Below are 15,906 nucleotides of genomic sequence, written 5' to 3'. Positions count from 1 at the left end.
AGCTGATCACATCTGTCGTACCAGAGGAGTTGTCCATGTTTCGTATCGCACCCCTTGCGGCAAAACTCAGCGTTGCCTTGGCCAGCGCTGGCTTCGCCTGTATCGCCCACGCTGCACTCGTTACGGCGCCGGTTTCCGGCATGCCCAAAATCAACACGGATTCGCCGTTGTATGTCGTAGCTGTCGACCGAGGGGTGACGCCCGCTCAGATCAAGCTCGGTATCAGCAGCGGTGCCGAGGCGGAAAACATGAATGTCGTCGGCACGTTGGATGTGCAGCAGGGTTTACAGGAGCGCGGCATCAAAAGCAATACACCCTACGTGATTTATGAGGTGTGCAATCTCGTACTGGGCGCGAAGATTTTACAGAGCACTCCGGAGTTTGGCGCTTTCGCCCCGTGCAAGATCGTTATGTATGAAAGTCATGGTCAATTGAAACTCATGACCTATTTGCCCACCTATGCACTGCGCTATTTTCCAAAGAATGCCGAAGCGGAAAAAGTGGCCAAAGAGCTCGATAAACAGATCATCACCGTAATGAAGCAGGCCAAATCTGGCGGCCTATAAACAAGAATTGGGGAGGTATTACTGTCATGCAATTGGGTAGAAGAGATTTCTTGCAACTTTTGGGTGTGGCCGGGGCTAGCGGCTTTTTTGCGCCCGGAGCCATCCAGGCCGCCTGGGGGAGCGACAAGGACCCCTACGATATTCCCGCTTACGGTAATGTGACACTGCTGCATATGACCGACTCCCATGCCCAGCTTCTGCCGGTCTGGTGGCGTGAACCCGATACGAATATCGGTGTCGGCCCGGTTCTGAATCAGACTCCACACCTCTGCGGCAAGTGGATGCTCGATTATTATGGCCTGGCCCACAGCGGACGCGACGAATACACCTACTCCTGCCTGGATTACGATACCCTCGCCAAGCACTACGGCAAAATTGGTGGCTATGCGCATATTGCGACGCTGGTAAAACGCTATCGCGAACAGCTCGGCAATCGCGCCCTGCTGCTCGATGGTGGAGATACTTGGCAGGGTTCCGCGACCGCACTCTGGACCAAGGGTGAGGATATGGTTGGCGCACAGAATCTGCTCGGCGTCGATGACTTCGTCGGTCACTGGGAATTCACCTATGGTCAGAAGCAGGTCGAATATCTGGTAAAAAATAAGCTGAAGGCCAAGTTCCTGGCGCAGAACGTATTCAGCAACACCTGGCAGGAGCCCGTCTTTCAGCCCTATCAGATTCACGAAATCAGCGGTCGTCGCATTGCCGTGATCGGCCAGGCATTCCCGTTCACTCCCATTGCGAACCCTGGCTACATGATTCCTGACTGGGGCTTTGGCATTCATACCGAGCACATGCAAAAGATGGTAGACGAGTGTCGCAATGACAAAAAGGCTGATCTGGTGGTTGTCCTGTCGCATAATGGTGCTGACGTGGACAAAAAAATGGCCTCTTTGGTCAGGGGGATCGACATCATCCTCGGGGGGCATACCCACGACATCATGGGTCCCAAGCCTTTCCAGGTGAACCAGACCTTGGTCATCAATACCAGTACCAATGGCAAGATCCTCGCGCGCTTCGATCTCGATGTCGGCAAAGGCAAGCTCAATGGCTGGCGCTTCCATTATCTGCCAGTGTTCTCCAACCTGATCCCCGCCGATGCCGCAATGAGCGAGTACATCGACGGGGTGCGCAAGCCGTATCTGGAAAAATTGCAGCAGCCCTTGGCGACCACGGGCAGCCTGCTCTATCGGCGTGACAACTTCAATGGCACTTTCGATCAGCTCCTCTGCGACGCCTTGCGCGCTGAAATGAATTGCGAGGCGTCGTTCTCCCCTGGTTTCCGCTGGGGCTATTGCAAGCTGCCTGGGGAAACCATCACCATGGAAGATGTCATGGGGCAGACGGCCATCACCTACCCCCAGGTCACGGTCAACAACTACACCGGCGAGCAGATCAAAAACATCATGGAGCAGGTGGCCGACAACATCTTCAATCCGAACCCGTACTACCAGCAGGGCGGTGACATGATCCGCGTCGGCAACATTCAGTACGACTTTAACCCAGACGAGAAGATCTATCATCGCATCAGCAATCTGCGTATTGGGGGCAAATTGGCCAGTGCCAGCAAAAAGTACAAGGTCGCCGGCTGGGCCGCCATGCAGCCGGTGGAAGGCAAGCCGGTCTGGGAGGTCTTTGGCAGCTGGCTGCAGAGCCAGAAACATGTGGAAGTGAAGAAGGTGGAGCTGCCAGTGTTGAATGCCGATATGCGCAGCAATCACGGTATCGCCTTCCCCAAAACCTATAAATTGTAACAGGACAATCTGGTAACGAGCGGACTCGGCCGGCCATTTGCGCCGGCTTTTTTGTAGCCAAATCACTACAGTTTCAGTCGCTTACCGGTTCTTGGGCTTTGCCATGGCTTCTGCTAGACTGGCCGAACATTTATTGGACCGCTGCGCAGGCGCACGGCCCGCTAACAGCATTGGCTTCTGGACCCCCCATGCAGGATCACGACTAAATGATATTCAAGCGCTTTCTTGGACTGTTTTCGAGCGATCTAGCAGTTGACCTCGGCACGGCGAATACCCTGATCTATGTGCGCGGCAAAGGCATCGTCCTCTCTGAACCCTCGGTGGTGGCGATCCGTATCGGTCGTCACGGCGCGGACCGACGCACCCAAGCCGTTGGCGAAGAGGCAAAACGCATGTTGGGACGCACACCGGCCAACATCATTGCCATCCGTCCGCTGAAGGATGGGGTCATCGCCGACTTTCAGATTACCGAAGCGATGCTCAAGCACTTCATCAAACGCGTCCATCCCCAGCGCTTTCTGAGCCCGAGTCCGCGCATCATCGTCTGCGTTCCCTATGGCGCAACCCAAGTCGAACGGCGCGCCATTCGGGAGTCCGCCCAGAGCGCCGGTGCTCGGGAAGTGCACCTCATCGAGGAGCCAATGGCCGCGGCCATTGGCGCGGGCTTGCCTGTTGCCGAACCCACCGCCTCGATGGTAGTGGATATTGGCGGTGGCACCACCGAAGTCGGCGTGATTGCCCTCGGCGGTGTCGTCTACTCGCAGAGCGTGCGCGTCGGCGGCGACAAGATGGACGAAGCCATCGTCAACTATATCCGCCGCAACTATGGCATGTTGATTGGCGAAAGCACTGCCGAAGAAATCAAGAAAACCATTGGCTGCGCCTACCCCTTGAGCGACACGCTGAGCATGGAGGTGCGCGGACGCAACCTTGCCGAGGGGGTGCCACGCACCTTCAGTATCTCCAGCAACGAAATCCTCGAGGCCATGCAGGAGCCCCTCGGCGCGATCGTCGGCGCCATCAAGCTGGCCCTGGAGCAGACCCCCCCAGAACTCGCCGGTGACATCGCCGAGCGCGGCATGGTGCTGACGGGCGGCGGTGCCCTGGTGCGCGACCTCGATCGTTTAATCATGGAAGAAACTGGCTTGCCAGTAATCGTTGCCGAGGACCCTCTCACCTGTGTGGCTCGCGGTGGCGGTCGCGCGCTCGAAGAGTTGGAGCGTCTGGGCGAGGTATTTGCGGAAGAGTGAAGCGTAGACGCCAATGCCTGGCATGTCGCTGAGTCGTCCGCTTCCATCGCTATTGCGCCTTGTTCTGCTGGGCGCAGTCAGCGCGGCACTGAGCTTTTACAGTGTTGGACACCCCAACCTGCAACAATTCGGTCTGAGTCTGGCGCGCCCGATCCTCTGGCTCAATGGTCAGGTGCGTGATGTGTGGTTGGCTGGTAACCAGTACCTACAGGGACAGGCGGCGCTGCAGAGCGAAAACACGGACCTTCGGCAACGCCTGCATGCCTTGGAAATGCAGAACCTTGCGCTCCCCGTATTACGTGCGGAGAATCGCCAGCTTCTTGCTTTGCTGGATAGTTTTCCCACTGCCCCAGGCCGGGTGACGGTGGCGCAGATCGAGGCGCAGAGTCTGCTCGCCGGAAGTCAACAAATCACCATCAATGCGGGCTCGGCGGAAGGTGTCTATGTCGGTCAGCCGGCCCTCGCACCCGGCGGCGTAATTGGGCAGGTGGTCACCGTCAGCCGCGACAACGCCAGAATCAGTCTCCTGTCGGACCTATCCAGTTCCATTCCTGCGCAACCTCTGGGAGGTGATGAACCAATACTGGTGGATGGGCAGGGGAACCTGCGGGCATTGTCCGTTCCCTTTCAGTCACGTGACACAAAACTTGTACCGGGGACGGAGCTGGTCACTTCCGGACTGGGTGGCCGCTTCCCGCCAGGTCTGCCATTGGGCGTGGTGGAAGGCGTTGAACGCAAGAACGGCGGTCCTTTTGCCCAGATTACTGTGCGCCCGAGCGCTAATCTGGCGGCACTGAACACCATCCTACTGCTTTGGCCGCAGACCCGCCATTCGTCGGATCGATGAAGGCGGGGGCTCTGTTCGTCGGCTTTCTCCTGGCCTTTCTCTTGGAATCGCTGCCGTTTGGCCCCCTCTACGCGCAGTTGCACCCCGACTTTGTCGCGCTGCTCATTCTGTACTGGGCTCTGAGCAGCGAACAGGCACTGAGCTATGTCCTTATCTGGCTAATCGGTTTGCTTCAGGATCTGCTCCTCGGCGATCTTCTCGGCGCTCAGGCAATCTCCCTCGTACTCATGCTGGTCTTGCTCTATACCTGGATGAACCGGGTACGACGGCTCCCACCATGGGAACAGCTCTTCTTTATCTTCTTTTTGCTTCTCGCCCAGCAGCTCGCTGCCTGGCTCTGGCCGCTTTTGCTGCGGCCGATTGCCTGGCACAACGCTCTCCTCATTGGACCAGCGCTGGGCGCCGCTCTTTGGCCGCTGTTGACGTATCTTCTCGATCTAATGCAGCGCCACTGGCCGCAACTGAGGAGATGAGCAGATGAACCCCAGCAACTGGCCACAACGTCTCGCCCGCATTCTCAGCCATATCGATCCCGCGTTGATGACCGGCATCTTGCTACTTATGGGAATCAGCTTGGCAGTGCTCTACAGTGCCAGCCAACAGAATCTTCACGTAGTATGGGCACAACTCCTGCGTTTCACCATCGGCATTTGCGTCATGATCGCTATCGCCAATACGCCGCCCGAGCGCCTGCGGGCCTGGGCCCCGCCCCTGTATGCCGTGGGTATCGTGCTTCTGCTGCTGACCTTGGTCATTGGCGAAACCAGCATGGGGGCCAAACGCTGGCTGGGCGTTGGACCCCTGAGTTTTCAGCCTTCCGAGCTGGTCAAACTCGCCCTACCGCTGATGCTCGCGTATTACTATTCGCAAGTGGACGATGTGCGCCTGTGGCGACCCACGGTCATTGGCTTTGTGTTGATTGGGGTGCCCTTTCTCCTCATCGCCAAGGAACCTGACCTCGGTACTGCCGTGCAAATCGCGGCAGCGGGGCTCTTTGCCATGTGGCTGGCGGGCGTGCGACGACGCTGGTTCATTGCCCTGATTCTGCTTGCCGCCATCAGCGGTCCGGTGCTTTGGCACTTTTTACATGGCTACCAAAAGGAACGCATCCTCACCTTTCTCGACCCGCAACGCGATCCGCTCGGTGCCGGCTATCATATCATCCAGAGTATGATCGCCATCGGTTCGGGCGGCATCTTTGGCAAGGGCTGGTTTCATGGCACCCAGGTCAACCTGGATTTCCTGCCCGAGGCGCAGACCGATTTCGTCTTTGCCGGCTTCGCCGAGGAGTTTGGCCTGGTCGGAGTACTGCTGCTGATGGCAGTGTACCTCCTCATCGTTCTGCGCGGCCTGGTCATTGCGTTCGAGAGCCGCTCCCGCTTTGGGAAATTGCTCGCCGGCACCCTCAGTCTTACTTTTTTCCTCTATGTTTTCATCAATATGGGAATGACCAGCGGGATTCTCCCCGTGGTGGGTGTACCCTTGCCACTCATCAGTTACGGTGGCACGGCGATGCTGACCTTTCTCGTTGGTTTGGGTATTCTCATGTCCATTCACTCGCACCCCCGACTCCACGACTAACCCACCTTTTCAGCAGGATGTTCATGGCTTCTATGCGTACTTTCTTCAACAGTGTACTGGCTACCTTACTTTTTGCTTTCTCCACTTTGGCAATGGCCGTTACCCCAACGCCGCAGTTGCCGATTCCACCGGCGCCCTCCTTGCCGAATGTGGCGAGCTACGTTCTGATGGATTCTCAAACTGGGCAGATCATTGCGGCGAAAGTTCCGGATCTGCGCCGCGCACCCGCCAGCCTGACCAAACTGATGACGGCCTATCTCACCTACCAGGCGATTGCCGATGGCAGCCTGCATCTGCAGGAATCCATCCCGGTCTCGGACGCGGCATGGAAAACCGGTGGTTCCCGCATGTTTTTACAACCGCGCCTGCCGGTGACGGTAGACCAGCTACTGCACGGGCTCTTGATCGACTCTGGCAATGACGCGGCGGTGGCCCTTGCCGAGGCCATCGGGGGAAGCCAAGAGGCTTTCGTCACCTTGATGAACCATGCCGCAGCAAAGCTGCAACTGCATTCAACACGCTACAGTAATGTGGACGGCTTACCCGACGACAACCTGTATACGACCGCTTACGATGTCGCCGTTTTATCGCGTCATCTGATCCAACAATATCCGCAAGTTCTGCAGATCACCAAGCTCAAATCCTATACGTACAATAAGATCACGCAGCGCAGCTGGAATCCGGTATTGTTTCGCGACCCCAGTGTCGACGGCTTGAAGACCGGACTTACCGATGCCTCTGGGCACTGTATCGATGCCACCGCCGAGCGCAATGGTAGGCGCCTGATTGCCGTGGAGATGGGTGCGCCTAGCTGGTCTTCCGGTACGGACGCTATCGAAGCCCTTCTGAATTATGGGTATCGTTTCTACGAAAATCAGGAACTGGCGGTGGCGGGCAAGCAGGTGGGGGTAGCGTCCCACAGTGATTGGTCACCCATGCAAGTGCCCGTCACCGTCGCCGAGCCATTGATTGTCACCATTCCGCGTGGTCACGCCACCGATCTGCAAACCCACTTGCTATGGGATCCAAAGGTGCAGGCACCCTTCACCAAGGGGACAGTGTTGGGACAACTGCAGGTGACTCTGGATGGCAAGGTCGTGCGCAGCGTGCCGGTCCTCGCCAGCACTGCAGTGAGCAAGGCATCCTGGCTCGGCCAGCTGTGGCACCGCGTCCGCAGCGCCATCTAAGGCCTGGGACTTCACCTGATGCCGTGGAAGCACTACCATGCAGTGGTAGATGCCACGGACGAGACGAGGCGCGACGAGGAGCAGGCATGGAAACGCCAGGCGAGGGGCCGGACGATTTTCCCCATATCCATCACGTGAAGGCCATTGGTCAGCACGACGATCTGCTCGGCGCCGTGCAGGCAGCCATCGCCGTGCATGTGCCAGATATACCGCAACAGGCGTTCAGCGTGCGCGCTAGTGGTGGTGGCAAGTATAGCGCCGTCACTTGCTCAGTAACGGTAACCAGTGCCACACAGCTGCAGGCCATCTATGCGGCAGTGCAGGAAATCGAGGGGGTGATGCTATGCCTGTAGAGCTCTCCGACGAAGCCATTTCTGTGCGCTGCTGGCCGGGTCTTCTGCCCTACTTCACTGTGCTCGACGCCATGCGCGAATTCACTCGCCAACGTGACGAAACGACTCCTGATCAGATCTGGTTGTTGCAACATCCCCCGGTCTTCACCCTGGGGCGCAATGCCGACGCAGCGGACGTTCTCGACCCCGGTCCCATTCCCGTCATCCGCAGCGATCGCGGCGGAAAGGTGACCTATCACGGTCCCGGCCAATGGGTAGCCTACCTCCTTATTGATCTCGCGCGCTGCGGCTGGAATGTGCGGCAGTTGACGCAGGCCATGGAAAATGCCGTCATCCACCTGCTTGCGCAACACGGCATCAGCGCCCAAGCACGCCGCGACGCCCCGGGGGTCTATGTACAGGGAGCCAAAATTGCCTCCCTGGGACTGCGCATTCAAAAGGGCCGCAGTTATCACGGATTGAGCCTGAACACCGACATGGATCTCAGCCCTTTTCAGCGCATTCACCCTTGTGGTAGCCCCGGCCTGGAAGTCACACAAGTGCGCAGCCTCTGCCCAGATCTGCCCTCGGAAACCGTGGCCCAGGAGCTACTCGACAGTCTCTCCATTGCCCTTGGACGGCCCTTGCACAAAGGGGGTAGCTGATGGCAAACGCCGAACGGGGTGAGGAAAAGGTCCGTCGCAATCCCGTGCCCATTCCCGTCGTTGCCGAGCCGTCGCCGCGTCAGCGCAAGCCCGACTGGCTGCGAGTGCGCTCGCCATTGAACCCACGTGTGGACGAATTGAAGACGATTCTCAGACAGGCAAACCTGCATACGGTCTGCGAAGAGGCTTCCTGTCCCAATCTGGGAGAGTGCTTTGGTGGCGGTACGGCGACCTTCATGATCCTCGGCGATCTATGCACTCGACGCTGTCCCTTCTGTGACGTTGCCCATGGCCGACCAACGGCTCCTGATCCGGAGGAACCTGCGCACTTGGCACAGACCGTTGCGCAGATGGGGTTACGATTTGTTGTGGTGACCTCCGTCGACCGCGACGACCTGCGCGATGGTGGTGCCGGACACTTTGCTGCGGTCATCGACGCATTGCGTCGGCAATGTCCGGAGCTGCAGATCGAAATCCTCGTTCCAGACTTTCGCGGACGTCTGGACAAGGCCCTCGATGCGCTGGCCGAATGCCCCCCCGATGTGCTCAATCATAATCTGGAAACCGTACCCAGGCTCTATGCCCAGGCGCGGCCAGGCGCAGACTACGCGCATTCTTTGGAGCTTCTGCGCCGCTATGGGGAGCGCCATGCAGATGTCCCGACCAAGTCAGGCCTCATGCTGGGTCTAGGGGAGGAAATCGGGGAGATCATCGAAGTGATGCGCGATATGCGCGCTGTCGGTTGTTCGCTGCTCACCCTCGGACAGTATCTGGCGCCCTCGCGCCATCATTACCCCGTGCAACGCTATGTGGCGCCCGATGAGTTTGCGCAACTGGAGCACATCGGCCGGGAGATGGGATTTCGTCACGTGGCAGCCGGCCCCTTGGTACGCTCCTCCTACCATGCCGAACATAGTTTCCGCGAATGGTCTGATCCACTGTAGCGCGTGACGCCGATCTATCTTCTCAGCCTCGGCTCCGCCTTGGTCCAGCCGCCAGGTATTTTTTTGAGTTTGGCTGGCGTTGGTGTCCTGGTGAGCGCCCTACTGGGTTGGCATTCCCTGGGTAGACTCCTGATCGTAGTCGCCCTACTGGGAATCTATTTTGCAGCTACTCCGCTTGGTGCGCGTCTCCTGCTGCAGCCTCTAGAAGATCGCTATCCACCGCTTTTGCATCCCCTGCATGGAGACTCGGCACCGCAAGCGATCGTTGTGCTGGGTGGTGGCGAGATCGTCAATCCAGATCGGCCGGTGCCCGAAATGGCCAATGCCCGAACATTGATGCGCTTACAGGCGGCCGCCGCGCTGGCACAACAAGTCGATCTACCCGTGGTACCCAGTGGCGGTGCGCCGAGTTTTGGTGCGCCCAGCGAGGCAGCGACCATGGCGGCGTTACTCCGGGACAGTTTTCATATCGACAACCCCATCTGGTTGGAAGGGAAGTCGTACAACACCGCAGCGAATGCGAAGGACAGCGCCGCGTTGTTGCGCCAGCATGACATTCGCCGTATCTACTTGGTGACTTCGGCGGTCCACATGCCACGGGCCATGGCCTGGTTCCGCCATTATGGTCTCCTGCCAACGCCCGTACCCTGCGACTACCGGATGGGACAGGCGACGCCTCTCTCCTGGCAGTCGTGGTTGCCACGCGCAATTTATGAAGAAATCAGCAGTGAGGCCATGCACGAGTATGCTGGCCTCCTCTGGTATCGTTGGCGCACCGGGCAGTTTTAACTCGGCTTCTGTCCGGGCAGATAGACCTTGACGTTGATTTGATCCTGGTTGGCTGCGCTCGCAAGCGGAAGTGGCGGAGGAACGGCAGCACCATTGGCAGCGGGTCCATATGGCGCGTACGCATAAGGCTTGGCGGGCAACGCCTGGGCCAGGGTGGCGTAGGTAGGTGTGCCCACCCCGATCGGCAGGGCCACGGTGTTGTGCTCGGCAACCATGCGCCGTACCCGCGCCCAGTCGATCTCCTCGTGCAAATGATTGGCCGCCATAAACTGCTTGATGGCAACTACTGCGCGTTGGAGATCTGTTGGTCCGTCTTTGTGATACGCATGCAACGGTTTGTAGCACTGCAGGTAGATCTGTCCGTTGCGTTCGCCCACCATGTTGGGCTCATCGATGATACGCACAGAAGTGCCTACCGGCACCATGGGGAAGAGCTGCGCGACATTCTCCGGATACATCTGGAAACAGCCCTGACTGGAGCGCATACCGATGCCCCACGGATGGTAGGTGCCATGAATGAAGATTCCCGAGAGCCCCGTCTCCATGGCCAACTCCCCCATGGGATTTTCCGCACCTGGCGGCCAATACCACGGAATATCCATATGAAACTTCTTTTCAAACCAAGCATGGATGTTTTTTGGGACATTCCAGGCTGGCATCTTGAATTTCTGGATGATGCTGGTGGTGGTCAGGCTCTCCTTCCAGCCCGGCAGGAACACCCCGACCGGGTAGGTGAATACCACCCCCCGCCCCTCCGGGAAGAAATAGATGCGCCGGGCGGGAATGTTGACAACGATTCCGCTCCAGGGTCCGGAGGGAAGCACGTACTCGTTGGGAATGACAACCTTGCTGGCCTGTCCTGGCAGCCAGGGATTCACCCCGGGATTGGCGCCAACCTCCTGGTTATAGCCGATGTCGTAGAACCGACCGATATCGAGCAGCGTGTCATCGCGATGGCTGGTGACGGCTTGCAGGTTCCCGACCATGTTGCCCTGCTCGGGCAGGGGGAACACCGTCGCAAGTGCGGCGAGCGGGGCCAGAGCGATACAGCCGACAAGAAAAATTTTTCGTAGCGTGTTTTGCAGCATTGCAACCTCACTCGGGAGGCTGGCAGAATCCTTAATTCTATTCTGCGCGGCCAGTTGATCCTGTTATAACGTTGCGATTTTACCGAAAATGGAGCAAAAAGTGGAATCACCCTTTCTTCTCGAGCTACGGCGCCATCTGCAAGAGGAAACGCCCAGGACGGAGGCCCTGCGTGCAGCCTTCGTTCCTCTGGATCATCTCCTCGCCGACATCGCCACAGACCAGCAGATCCTCTACGACGGACCCGGCGTTGGGCTGGGTATACAACCCAACCTGCATCGTCTGCGCATCGCCCAACACCATTGGACGGGTAGCGAGCGCGCTTGGGGGCTGGCGGTATGCAGCTACGCCGGACAGGGAGAGCCGCGCAGCGAATGGCGCATTGCGCGCGCCAGTCGCGAACGACTACCGGTGATCCTGCGCGCCTTGCCCGAGTTTTTCCATGGCTACGCCGAAATGGCACTGAGAGAACACCCAAGCCGCGGCAGCAGCAGACGTCTACAGGAAATCGCACGTCTACTCGGGCGTTGACAGGTCGACAAAAGCATCTATCTACCTCCTCGAAGTCCATTGCGGATCATCCAGGAGCCTCGAGTCACAAGCCATGCACCTCCCCACGACGAGTCTGATACTGATCGGTGCAGCCGTGTTTTTGGTGGCAGCAGCGATCCTCTGGAAGTTATGGGGGCGCAAAGCCACGGGTACCCGAAAGGCATCTGAAAACCCGGTGGCGGCTGCCATACCGGCTCCTCAACCGCCACTGCCGGCAGTAACCAACCCTCCGATAGCAGTGGCCGAAATCGAAGAAGTCGGCATCTTGGATGAGGTCGAGATCTATCTTGCTTACGGGCACATTGATCAGGCAACCACGGCTCTTCGCTGGTATGCCGAACATCACCCGCAGGACTTGGAGCAAAGAAGCCGGCTCCGGAATCTTTATAACGAGGCAGGAGATTATCAGCATCTCGCGGAAATATTGGAGGAGGACCTCGACCGGCAAGTTCTGGACCTTCACGCAGTCCAGAGTCTGATCCTGCAATGCCTGCAGAAGGACCCACAAAACCTGCCACTGCGCGTGTTGGCCGAAACCCGACTGCATCTCAGTCTGGAAAATATCGAACAGGAACTGGGCCGTCAGCAACCCCTCCACAAGGAGAACCTTCTGGCGCGCGAGCAGGAACAGCTGGAGCTAGGTTCTCTTCATCGCGACCTGCAACAGGCAATTGTGCATCCCGAGCCGCTCGAACTAAACGATATTCCCCTGCACGCATTTCAAAGGCATGCAGTGGAGCAGGAGCGAAAAGAGGAGATGCCCGCAGACGCCTTGCTCTATGGTTCAGAGCCGCTATCTCCGCTCGATGAGGAAGAGATTCTTGTCGTCAGCACCCTTGTCGGCACGACCCATGCCGTCCAGTTATTGAGGGAAACGAGTCAGAACGCCGCCGCCGTAAATCTCCTGCAGCGACAGGCGGTTTTACACCCGAAGCGACTGCGCCTCCATGTATTGCTTTTGCAGATTCTTTATGAACAAGAGAACAAGCAGGACTTTGCCCGCGCCTTGCTGCGTTTGCACATCATCCTCTGGGGTCTGGGAAAGGCCTTACGCCAGCGCTTGCTCAACGTAGGAAGGCAGCTGGGACAAGACCGTCTATATAATGACCTGGAAAATAGTGAAGGGAGAGAAAATCAGGTGCTGCCGAGTCTCGCAGAAAAATATCAATTGTATGTCCCCACCAGCACGATCCCGGTGAGCAGCGCGCAACTGGTGGAAGAGCGCCTACGGCGCGACCGGGAGATTGCTGAAGTAGATGCCGATGATCCAATTCTACGCGATTTCAACATGCTCCTCGATTATGGCCAGGTAGAGGAAGCCGTCGATTTGCTGGAGCAGTCAGCCCTTGCCTCGCCGCGAAAGTCCGGTTATTTCCTCCCGTTACTGGAAATGTATGAACGTATGCAAGCACGCGATCGTTTTGCTCGATTCAGCAGAAAGATCATCCATAGTGACCCACAACCTGACGAGGCCATCCTGCGCCAGCTGTATCACCTGTCTGAGCGCCTACAGCGAGACATCAGCGCTACCGCCTGAGGAGAAAAACCATGACTGACAAGGCACAGATTGCGGGAACTCCTTCGACTCTGGTACGCGGGATTGGCCTCGATACCCGAAAAGAGGCCGTATTTCGCATGGCCTTTCGCATGAACCGTAAGGCAAATTATAGATTTCTCGAAGCGGACGACCGCCAAGCTCCAGACGTGGCGATTGCCGATCTGGATTCCCCCGACGGGCTGGCGGAAGCCGACAAATTTCGTAAGGAAAACCCCGAGATTCCGCTGCTTGCCACGACGGTAGTCCCCAACAACTTTCCCCAGTTCGTGACGCTGACCAAACCAATTCGCATGGAAACTCTGTTCCCCGCGCTGGAGCAGTTGCTGCAGCCATCGCCAACGACCCGTGAATCGCCTGTGCAGCAGCCCTCTGAACCGGTAGGGCAGGTCCTAAATTCTGCAGCAGCGACTCCAGAGAAAATCTCCACGAGTGTGCAGCAGCCCGCGCCGGTGCTGGAGAGAGAGAAACCCAGTTTTGATCCGAATCAAATCGATTACTTCGATCCAGAGCAGGGCCTTCTCGCGCTGGTTCAGCGGGCCATCCGCGATCAAATTTCCGTAGGAATCGTCGATCGACGTAATGGAAGATTGCTCTGGCGGATTATCCCAGAGCAGGAAAAGGTTGACGCCAGTGTCAGCATGGAAGAGGCACAAGCAATCTTTCGGGAAGGAGAAGAGAACCTAATTCTCCGAGATGGCGCCTCTTTCACCGATAACGACTCCGTTCATTCGCTGACGCTTACGGAATACCTTTGGCAGATTCACGCAATCGCTGCGGATGGTCGTCTGAGCAAGAAAATTCCATTGAATCGTCCGGTAAAATTGCGCCGGTGGCCCAATCTCACGCGTTTGTACCCACTACCCGAGGCATTACGTTTGGCGGCCTTTCTCGCCCGCTCACCGGCATCCCCGGCATTGACCATACGCATGTTGCAGGTACATTCTCAGGCGCTCTTCAACTTTCTTGCCGCGGCTGATGCCTTGCAGTTATTGGAATATAGCCCCGTATCCGGGATGACGTCAGAGCCAGCGATCCCCTCGAGCACACTGGCGGAAGCGCAACGGCCGAGCCCCGCGAAACGCGGTTTTCTTGGCCGTCTGCTGTCAAAAATTGCAGGGCTATAGTGATGGAAATGTACAATAACCGGGAGATTTATTTATGAGAGAGGACAATAAAATCGTTTTCACTGGCCCGGTTGGCGCAGGCAAAACTTCAGCGATATCTGCCATCTCTGATGTACCCATCATCTCTACAGACGCCAGAGCGTCAGACATGACCATAAACCGTAAAGGCCACACCACCGTGGCTATGGACTATGGGATTCTGCATCTTGGCGACAAGAGCAAGGTACATTTATATGGCACCCCCGGACAGGAGCGCTTTGATTTCATGTGGGATATCCTGACTACCGGCGGTCTCGGTCTGATATTGATGCTGGACAACACCCGCCCCAATCCGCAAAAAGACATGCATTTCTTCCTGCATGCATTCAAGGACTACATTGCCGATGTTCCGGTGGTCCTGGGCATCAGCAAGACCGATCTCAACTCCCGCCCGGACACCGCAGACTACGCAAAGATGCTCGCGGAGGTCGGTCAGGATCTGCACATGCTCAATCCTGTTCCACCAATCTTTGAGGTTGATGGACGCAACAAAGAAGACGTGAAGAACCTGGTCATGGCACTACTTTTCTCCATCGATCCTGGTCTGGGAATGCTCCCATGAGCATCGAACTCGTCACTGCTGAGCGCCCTCTGTATGCGGAGTTGACGCCAGCGGGTGCATTCTACGTCAGCTCCGGCCCGGAACTGGAAGGTAACCGATCGATTCTGTTCCACATTCTTCGCGAGGGATCGCGCGCGCCCTTCGGCCGCGAAACTGCCTGCCGCTGGACCCGACTGGACGCACCGGATGACGCCTTGCGCAGTATTTTCCGCCTGCAACGTCTGGGTTTGATCCGCGGAAATCCCGAGCCACGCCACCCCCCCGAGCAGCGTCTGGAAGACATCCTCCCTGGCTTGCTGGCGCAGCTATCGGACGGGCAACGCGCTCTACTTGCCGATGAAAACGGTTTTTACCTGTCCACATCGGGCTTCTTACATGAATCCGCGGAGGAGCTTGCCGGACTTTCCGCTGATTTGCTCAGCCTGCAGGGCCGACACGGGAGGTTATTGCGCAACAATCTCCGCATCCACAGTGAAACTTGGGCACTGGTCGACCCCGCGGGACAGTCCGAGCTCGGATTCTGGCCGCTCTTTATTGGTCCACAGCGTTTTATGCTGATCATCGGCGGCACTCCTCTACTTCAGAGCCAGCCCTTCGTCACCCTTGTGCAAATACTCGATCAACGGTATCGCTAAATGTCTTCGTCCTTATTTTATTGGGAGTTTTAACGCCATGCGTGAAGAAATGCTTAAATCCATCCTCAGTGACCTCAACGGCTCTTCCGCCGACATCGAGGCGTCTGCAGTCATATCCACCGATGGATTGACCATCGCCTCCCTGCTGGCCGGCAACATGGACGAGGATCGCGTCGGTGCCATGGCTGCCGCGATGCTGTCCCTGGGCGACCGAACGGCAGCGGAGCTGGCCCGCGGTGAGCTGGAACAAGTAATGATCAAGGGAGATTCCGGATACGTCCTGCTCATTCATGCCGGACACGATGCCGTTCTCACCGTAATTGCCAGAAAGGAAGCAAAACTCGGCTTGATTTTTCTGGATGCGAAGCGCGCCGCCCAAGGTATTGCGGAACTTCTGTGAGCCCAGACTTTCCTGATACCGGACGTTCGGCCATA

General features: G+C 57.6%; 18 protein-coding genes. 17 read left to right on the top strand and 1 reads right to left on the bottom strand.

What is annotated here, in order from left to right:
• The first annotated feature begins 35 nt into the window (after positions 1 to 35).
• The 11 genes from MQE22_RS02655 to MQE22_RS02605 all read left to right on the top strand — a co-directional run bounded on the left by MQE22_RS02655 (position 36) and on the right by MQE22_RS02605 (position 9,915).
• A complete protein-coding gene (locus MQE22_RS02655; protein ID WP_215872261.1) occupies positions 36 to 566 on the top strand; it encodes a DUF302 domain-containing protein in 531 nt (176 codons plus the stop codon).
• A 26-nt stretch (positions 567 to 592) separates the two neighbouring features.
• On the top strand, positions 593 to 2,320 hold the full coding sequence (soxB, locus tag MQE22_RS02650; RefSeq protein WP_215872262.1) for a thiosulfohydrolase SoxB: 1,728 nt from the start codon (positions 593 to 595) through the stop codon (positions 2,318 to 2,320).
• Positions 2,321 to 2,526: 206 nt separating this feature from the next.
• On the top strand, positions 2,527 to 3,570 hold the full coding sequence (locus tag MQE22_RS02645) for a rod shape-determining protein (protein WP_226826856.1): 1,044 nt from the start codon (positions 2,527 to 2,529) through the stop codon (positions 3,568 to 3,570).
• Positions 3,571 to 3,583: 13 nt separating this feature from the next.
• A complete protein-coding gene (mreC, locus tag MQE22_RS02640; RefSeq protein ID WP_215872263.1) occupies positions 3,584 to 4,417 on the top strand; it encodes a rod shape-determining protein MreC in 834 nt (277 codons plus the stop codon).
• Positions 4,414 to 4,890 carry a rod shape-determining protein MreD gene (gene mreD / locus MQE22_RS02635; RefSeq protein WP_215872264.1) on the top strand — a complete coding sequence of 159 codons (477 nt, stop codon included), beginning with the start codon at positions 4,414 to 4,416 and terminating at the stop codon, positions 4,888 to 4,890. Before mreC ends, mreD begins: the two co-directional genes overlap by 4 nt.
• 4 nt (positions 4,891 to 4,894) lie before the next feature.
• Positions 4,895 to 5,998, top strand: a complete 1,104-nt coding sequence (rodA, locus tag MQE22_RS02630; RefSeq protein ID WP_255790070.1) for a rod shape-determining protein RodA — start codon at positions 4,895 to 4,897, stop codon at positions 5,996 to 5,998.
• A 23-nt stretch (positions 5,999 to 6,021) separates the two neighbouring features.
• On the top strand, positions 6,022 to 7,185 hold the full coding sequence (locus MQE22_RS02625) for a D-alanyl-D-alanine carboxypeptidase family protein (protein WP_215872265.1): 1,164 nt from the start codon (positions 6,022 to 6,024) through the stop codon (positions 7,183 to 7,185).
• An 86-nt stretch (positions 7,186 to 7,271) separates the two neighbouring features.
• Positions 7,272 to 7,538, top strand: a complete 267-nt coding sequence (locus tag MQE22_RS02620; RefSeq protein ID WP_215872266.1) for a DUF493 domain-containing protein — start codon at positions 7,272 to 7,274, stop codon at positions 7,536 to 7,538.
• A complete protein-coding gene (gene lipB / locus MQE22_RS02615; protein WP_215872267.1) occupies positions 7,529 to 8,182 on the top strand; it encodes a lipoyl(octanoyl) transferase LipB in 654 nt (217 codons plus the stop codon). The genes MQE22_RS02620 and lipB overlap by 10 nt, the downstream gene beginning before the upstream one ends.
• A complete protein-coding gene (lipA, locus tag MQE22_RS02610; protein WP_215872268.1) occupies positions 8,182 to 9,126 on the top strand; it encodes a lipoyl synthase in 945 nt (314 codons plus the stop codon). Before lipB ends, lipA begins: the two co-directional genes overlap by 1 nt.
• A 90-nt stretch (positions 9,127 to 9,216) precedes the next feature.
• Positions 9,217 to 9,915, top strand: coding sequence for a YdcF family protein (locus MQE22_RS02605; protein ID WP_255790068.1), 699 nt, complete (start codon positions 9,217 to 9,219; stop codon positions 9,913 to 9,915).
• Here the strand turns inward: MQE22_RS02605 and MQE22_RS02600 are convergent.
• The gene (locus tag MQE22_RS02600) at positions 9,912 to 11,003 is read right to left on the bottom strand and encodes a L,D-transpeptidase family protein (RefSeq protein ID WP_215872269.1); all 1,092 of its coding nucleotides are present in this window, start codon (positions 11,001 to 11,003) and stop codon (positions 9,912 to 9,914) included. The genes MQE22_RS02605 and MQE22_RS02600 overlap by 4 nt on opposite strands.
• 100 nt (positions 11,004 to 11,103) lie before the next feature.
• On the opposite strand from MQE22_RS02600, the gene MQE22_RS02595 reads away from it, so the two are divergent.
• The 6 genes from MQE22_RS02595 (at position 11,104) to MQE22_RS02570 (ending at position 15,871) form a co-directional block, all read left to right on the top strand.
• Positions 11,104 to 11,532, top strand: coding sequence for a hypothetical protein (locus tag MQE22_RS02595; RefSeq protein ID WP_215872270.1), 429 nt, complete (start codon positions 11,104 to 11,106; stop codon positions 11,530 to 11,532).
• A 73-nt stretch (positions 11,533 to 11,605) separates the two neighbouring features.
• Positions 11,606 to 13,090 (top strand): type IV pilus assembly protein FimV, encoded by a 1,485-nt coding sequence (locus MQE22_RS02590; protein ID WP_215872271.1) that lies wholly within the window; start codon positions 11,606 to 11,608, stop codon positions 13,088 to 13,090.
• 11 nt (positions 13,091 to 13,101) lie between these two features.
• Positions 13,102 to 14,235, top strand: coding sequence for a DNA-binding transcriptional response regulator (locus MQE22_RS02585; protein ID WP_255790067.1), 1,134 nt, complete (start codon positions 13,102 to 13,104; stop codon positions 14,233 to 14,235).
• Positions 14,236 to 14,269: 34 nt separating this feature from the next.
• Positions 14,270 to 14,836 (top strand): GTP-binding protein, encoded by a 567-nt coding sequence (locus tag MQE22_RS02580; protein WP_215872273.1) that lies wholly within the window; start codon positions 14,270 to 14,272, stop codon positions 14,834 to 14,836.
• Positions 14,833 to 15,471: a roadblock/LC7 domain-containing protein gene (locus MQE22_RS02575; protein ID WP_215872274.1), complete on the top strand. Its 639-nt coding sequence runs from the start codon at positions 14,833 to 14,835 to the stop codon at positions 15,469 to 15,471. The genes MQE22_RS02580 and MQE22_RS02575 overlap by 4 nt, the downstream gene beginning before the upstream one ends.
• 37 nt (positions 15,472 to 15,508) lie before the next feature.
• Positions 15,509 to 15,871: a roadblock/LC7 domain-containing protein gene (locus tag MQE22_RS02570; RefSeq protein WP_215872275.1), complete on the top strand. Its 363-nt coding sequence runs from the start codon at positions 15,509 to 15,511 to the stop codon at positions 15,869 to 15,871.
• The last annotated feature ends 35 nt before the right edge of the window (positions 15,872 to 15,906 follow it).

Source organism: Acidithiobacillus sp. YTS05 (assembly GCF_024396695.1).
Taxonomy (GTDB): Bacteria; Pseudomonadota; Gammaproteobacteria; order Acidithiobacillales; family Acidithiobacillaceae; genus Igneacidithiobacillus; species Igneacidithiobacillus copahuensis.
The sequence above is the reverse complement of the archived record's forward strand: the minus strand, read 5'-3'. Positions and strand labels throughout refer to the sequence as shown.

Coding starts and splice junctions, on each gene's coding strand:
- lipB (WP_215872267.1), top strand. CDS start 7,529: ATGCCTGTAGAGCTCTCCGACGAAGCCATTTCTGTGCGCTGCTGGCCG.
- MQE22_RS02590 (WP_215872271.1), top strand. CDS start 11,606: ATGCACCTCCCCACGACGAGTCTGATACTGATCGGTGCAGCCGTGTTT.
- MQE22_RS02645 (WP_226826856.1), top strand. CDS start 2,527: ATGATATTCAAGCGCTTTCTTGGACTGTTTTCGAGCGATCTAGCAGTT.
- MQE22_RS02620 (WP_215872266.1), top strand. CDS start 7,272: ATGGAAACGCCAGGCGAGGGGCCGGACGATTTTCCCCATATCCATCAC.
- MQE22_RS02655 (WP_215872261.1), top strand. CDS start 36: ATGTTTCGTATCGCACCCCTTGCGGCAAAACTCAGCGTTGCCTTGGCC.
- MQE22_RS02625 (WP_215872265.1), top strand. CDS start 6,022: ATGGCTTCTATGCGTACTTTCTTCAACAGTGTACTGGCTACCTTACTT.
- MQE22_RS02600 (WP_215872269.1), bottom strand. CDS start 11,003: ATGCTGCAAAACACGCTACGAAAAATTTTTCTTGTCGGCTGTATCGCT.
- MQE22_RS02570 (WP_215872275.1), top strand. CDS start 15,509: ATGCGTGAAGAAATGCTTAAATCCATCCTCAGTGACCTCAACGGCTCT.
- mreC (WP_215872263.1), top strand. CDS start 3,584: ATGCCTGGCATGTCGCTGAGTCGTCCGCTTCCATCGCTATTGCGCCTT.
- soxB (WP_215872262.1), top strand. CDS start 593: ATGCAATTGGGTAGAAGAGATTTCTTGCAACTTTTGGGTGTGGCCGGG.
- MQE22_RS02585 (WP_255790067.1), top strand. CDS start 13,102: ATGACTGACAAGGCACAGATTGCGGGAACTCCTTCGACTCTGGTACGC.
- mreD (WP_215872264.1), top strand. CDS start 4,414: ATGAAGGCGGGGGCTCTGTTCGTCGGCTTTCTCCTGGCCTTTCTCTTG.
- rodA (WP_255790070.1), top strand. CDS start 4,895: ATGAACCCCAGCAACTGGCCACAACGTCTCGCCCGCATTCTCAGCCAT.
- MQE22_RS02580 (WP_215872273.1), top strand. CDS start 14,270: ATGAGAGAGGACAATAAAATCGTTTTCACTGGCCCGGTTGGCGCAGGC.
- lipA (WP_215872268.1), top strand. CDS start 8,182: ATGGCAAACGCCGAACGGGGTGAGGAAAAGGTCCGTCGCAATCCCGTG.
- MQE22_RS02575 (WP_215872274.1), top strand. CDS start 14,833: ATGAGCATCGAACTCGTCACTGCTGAGCGCCCTCTGTATGCGGAGTTG.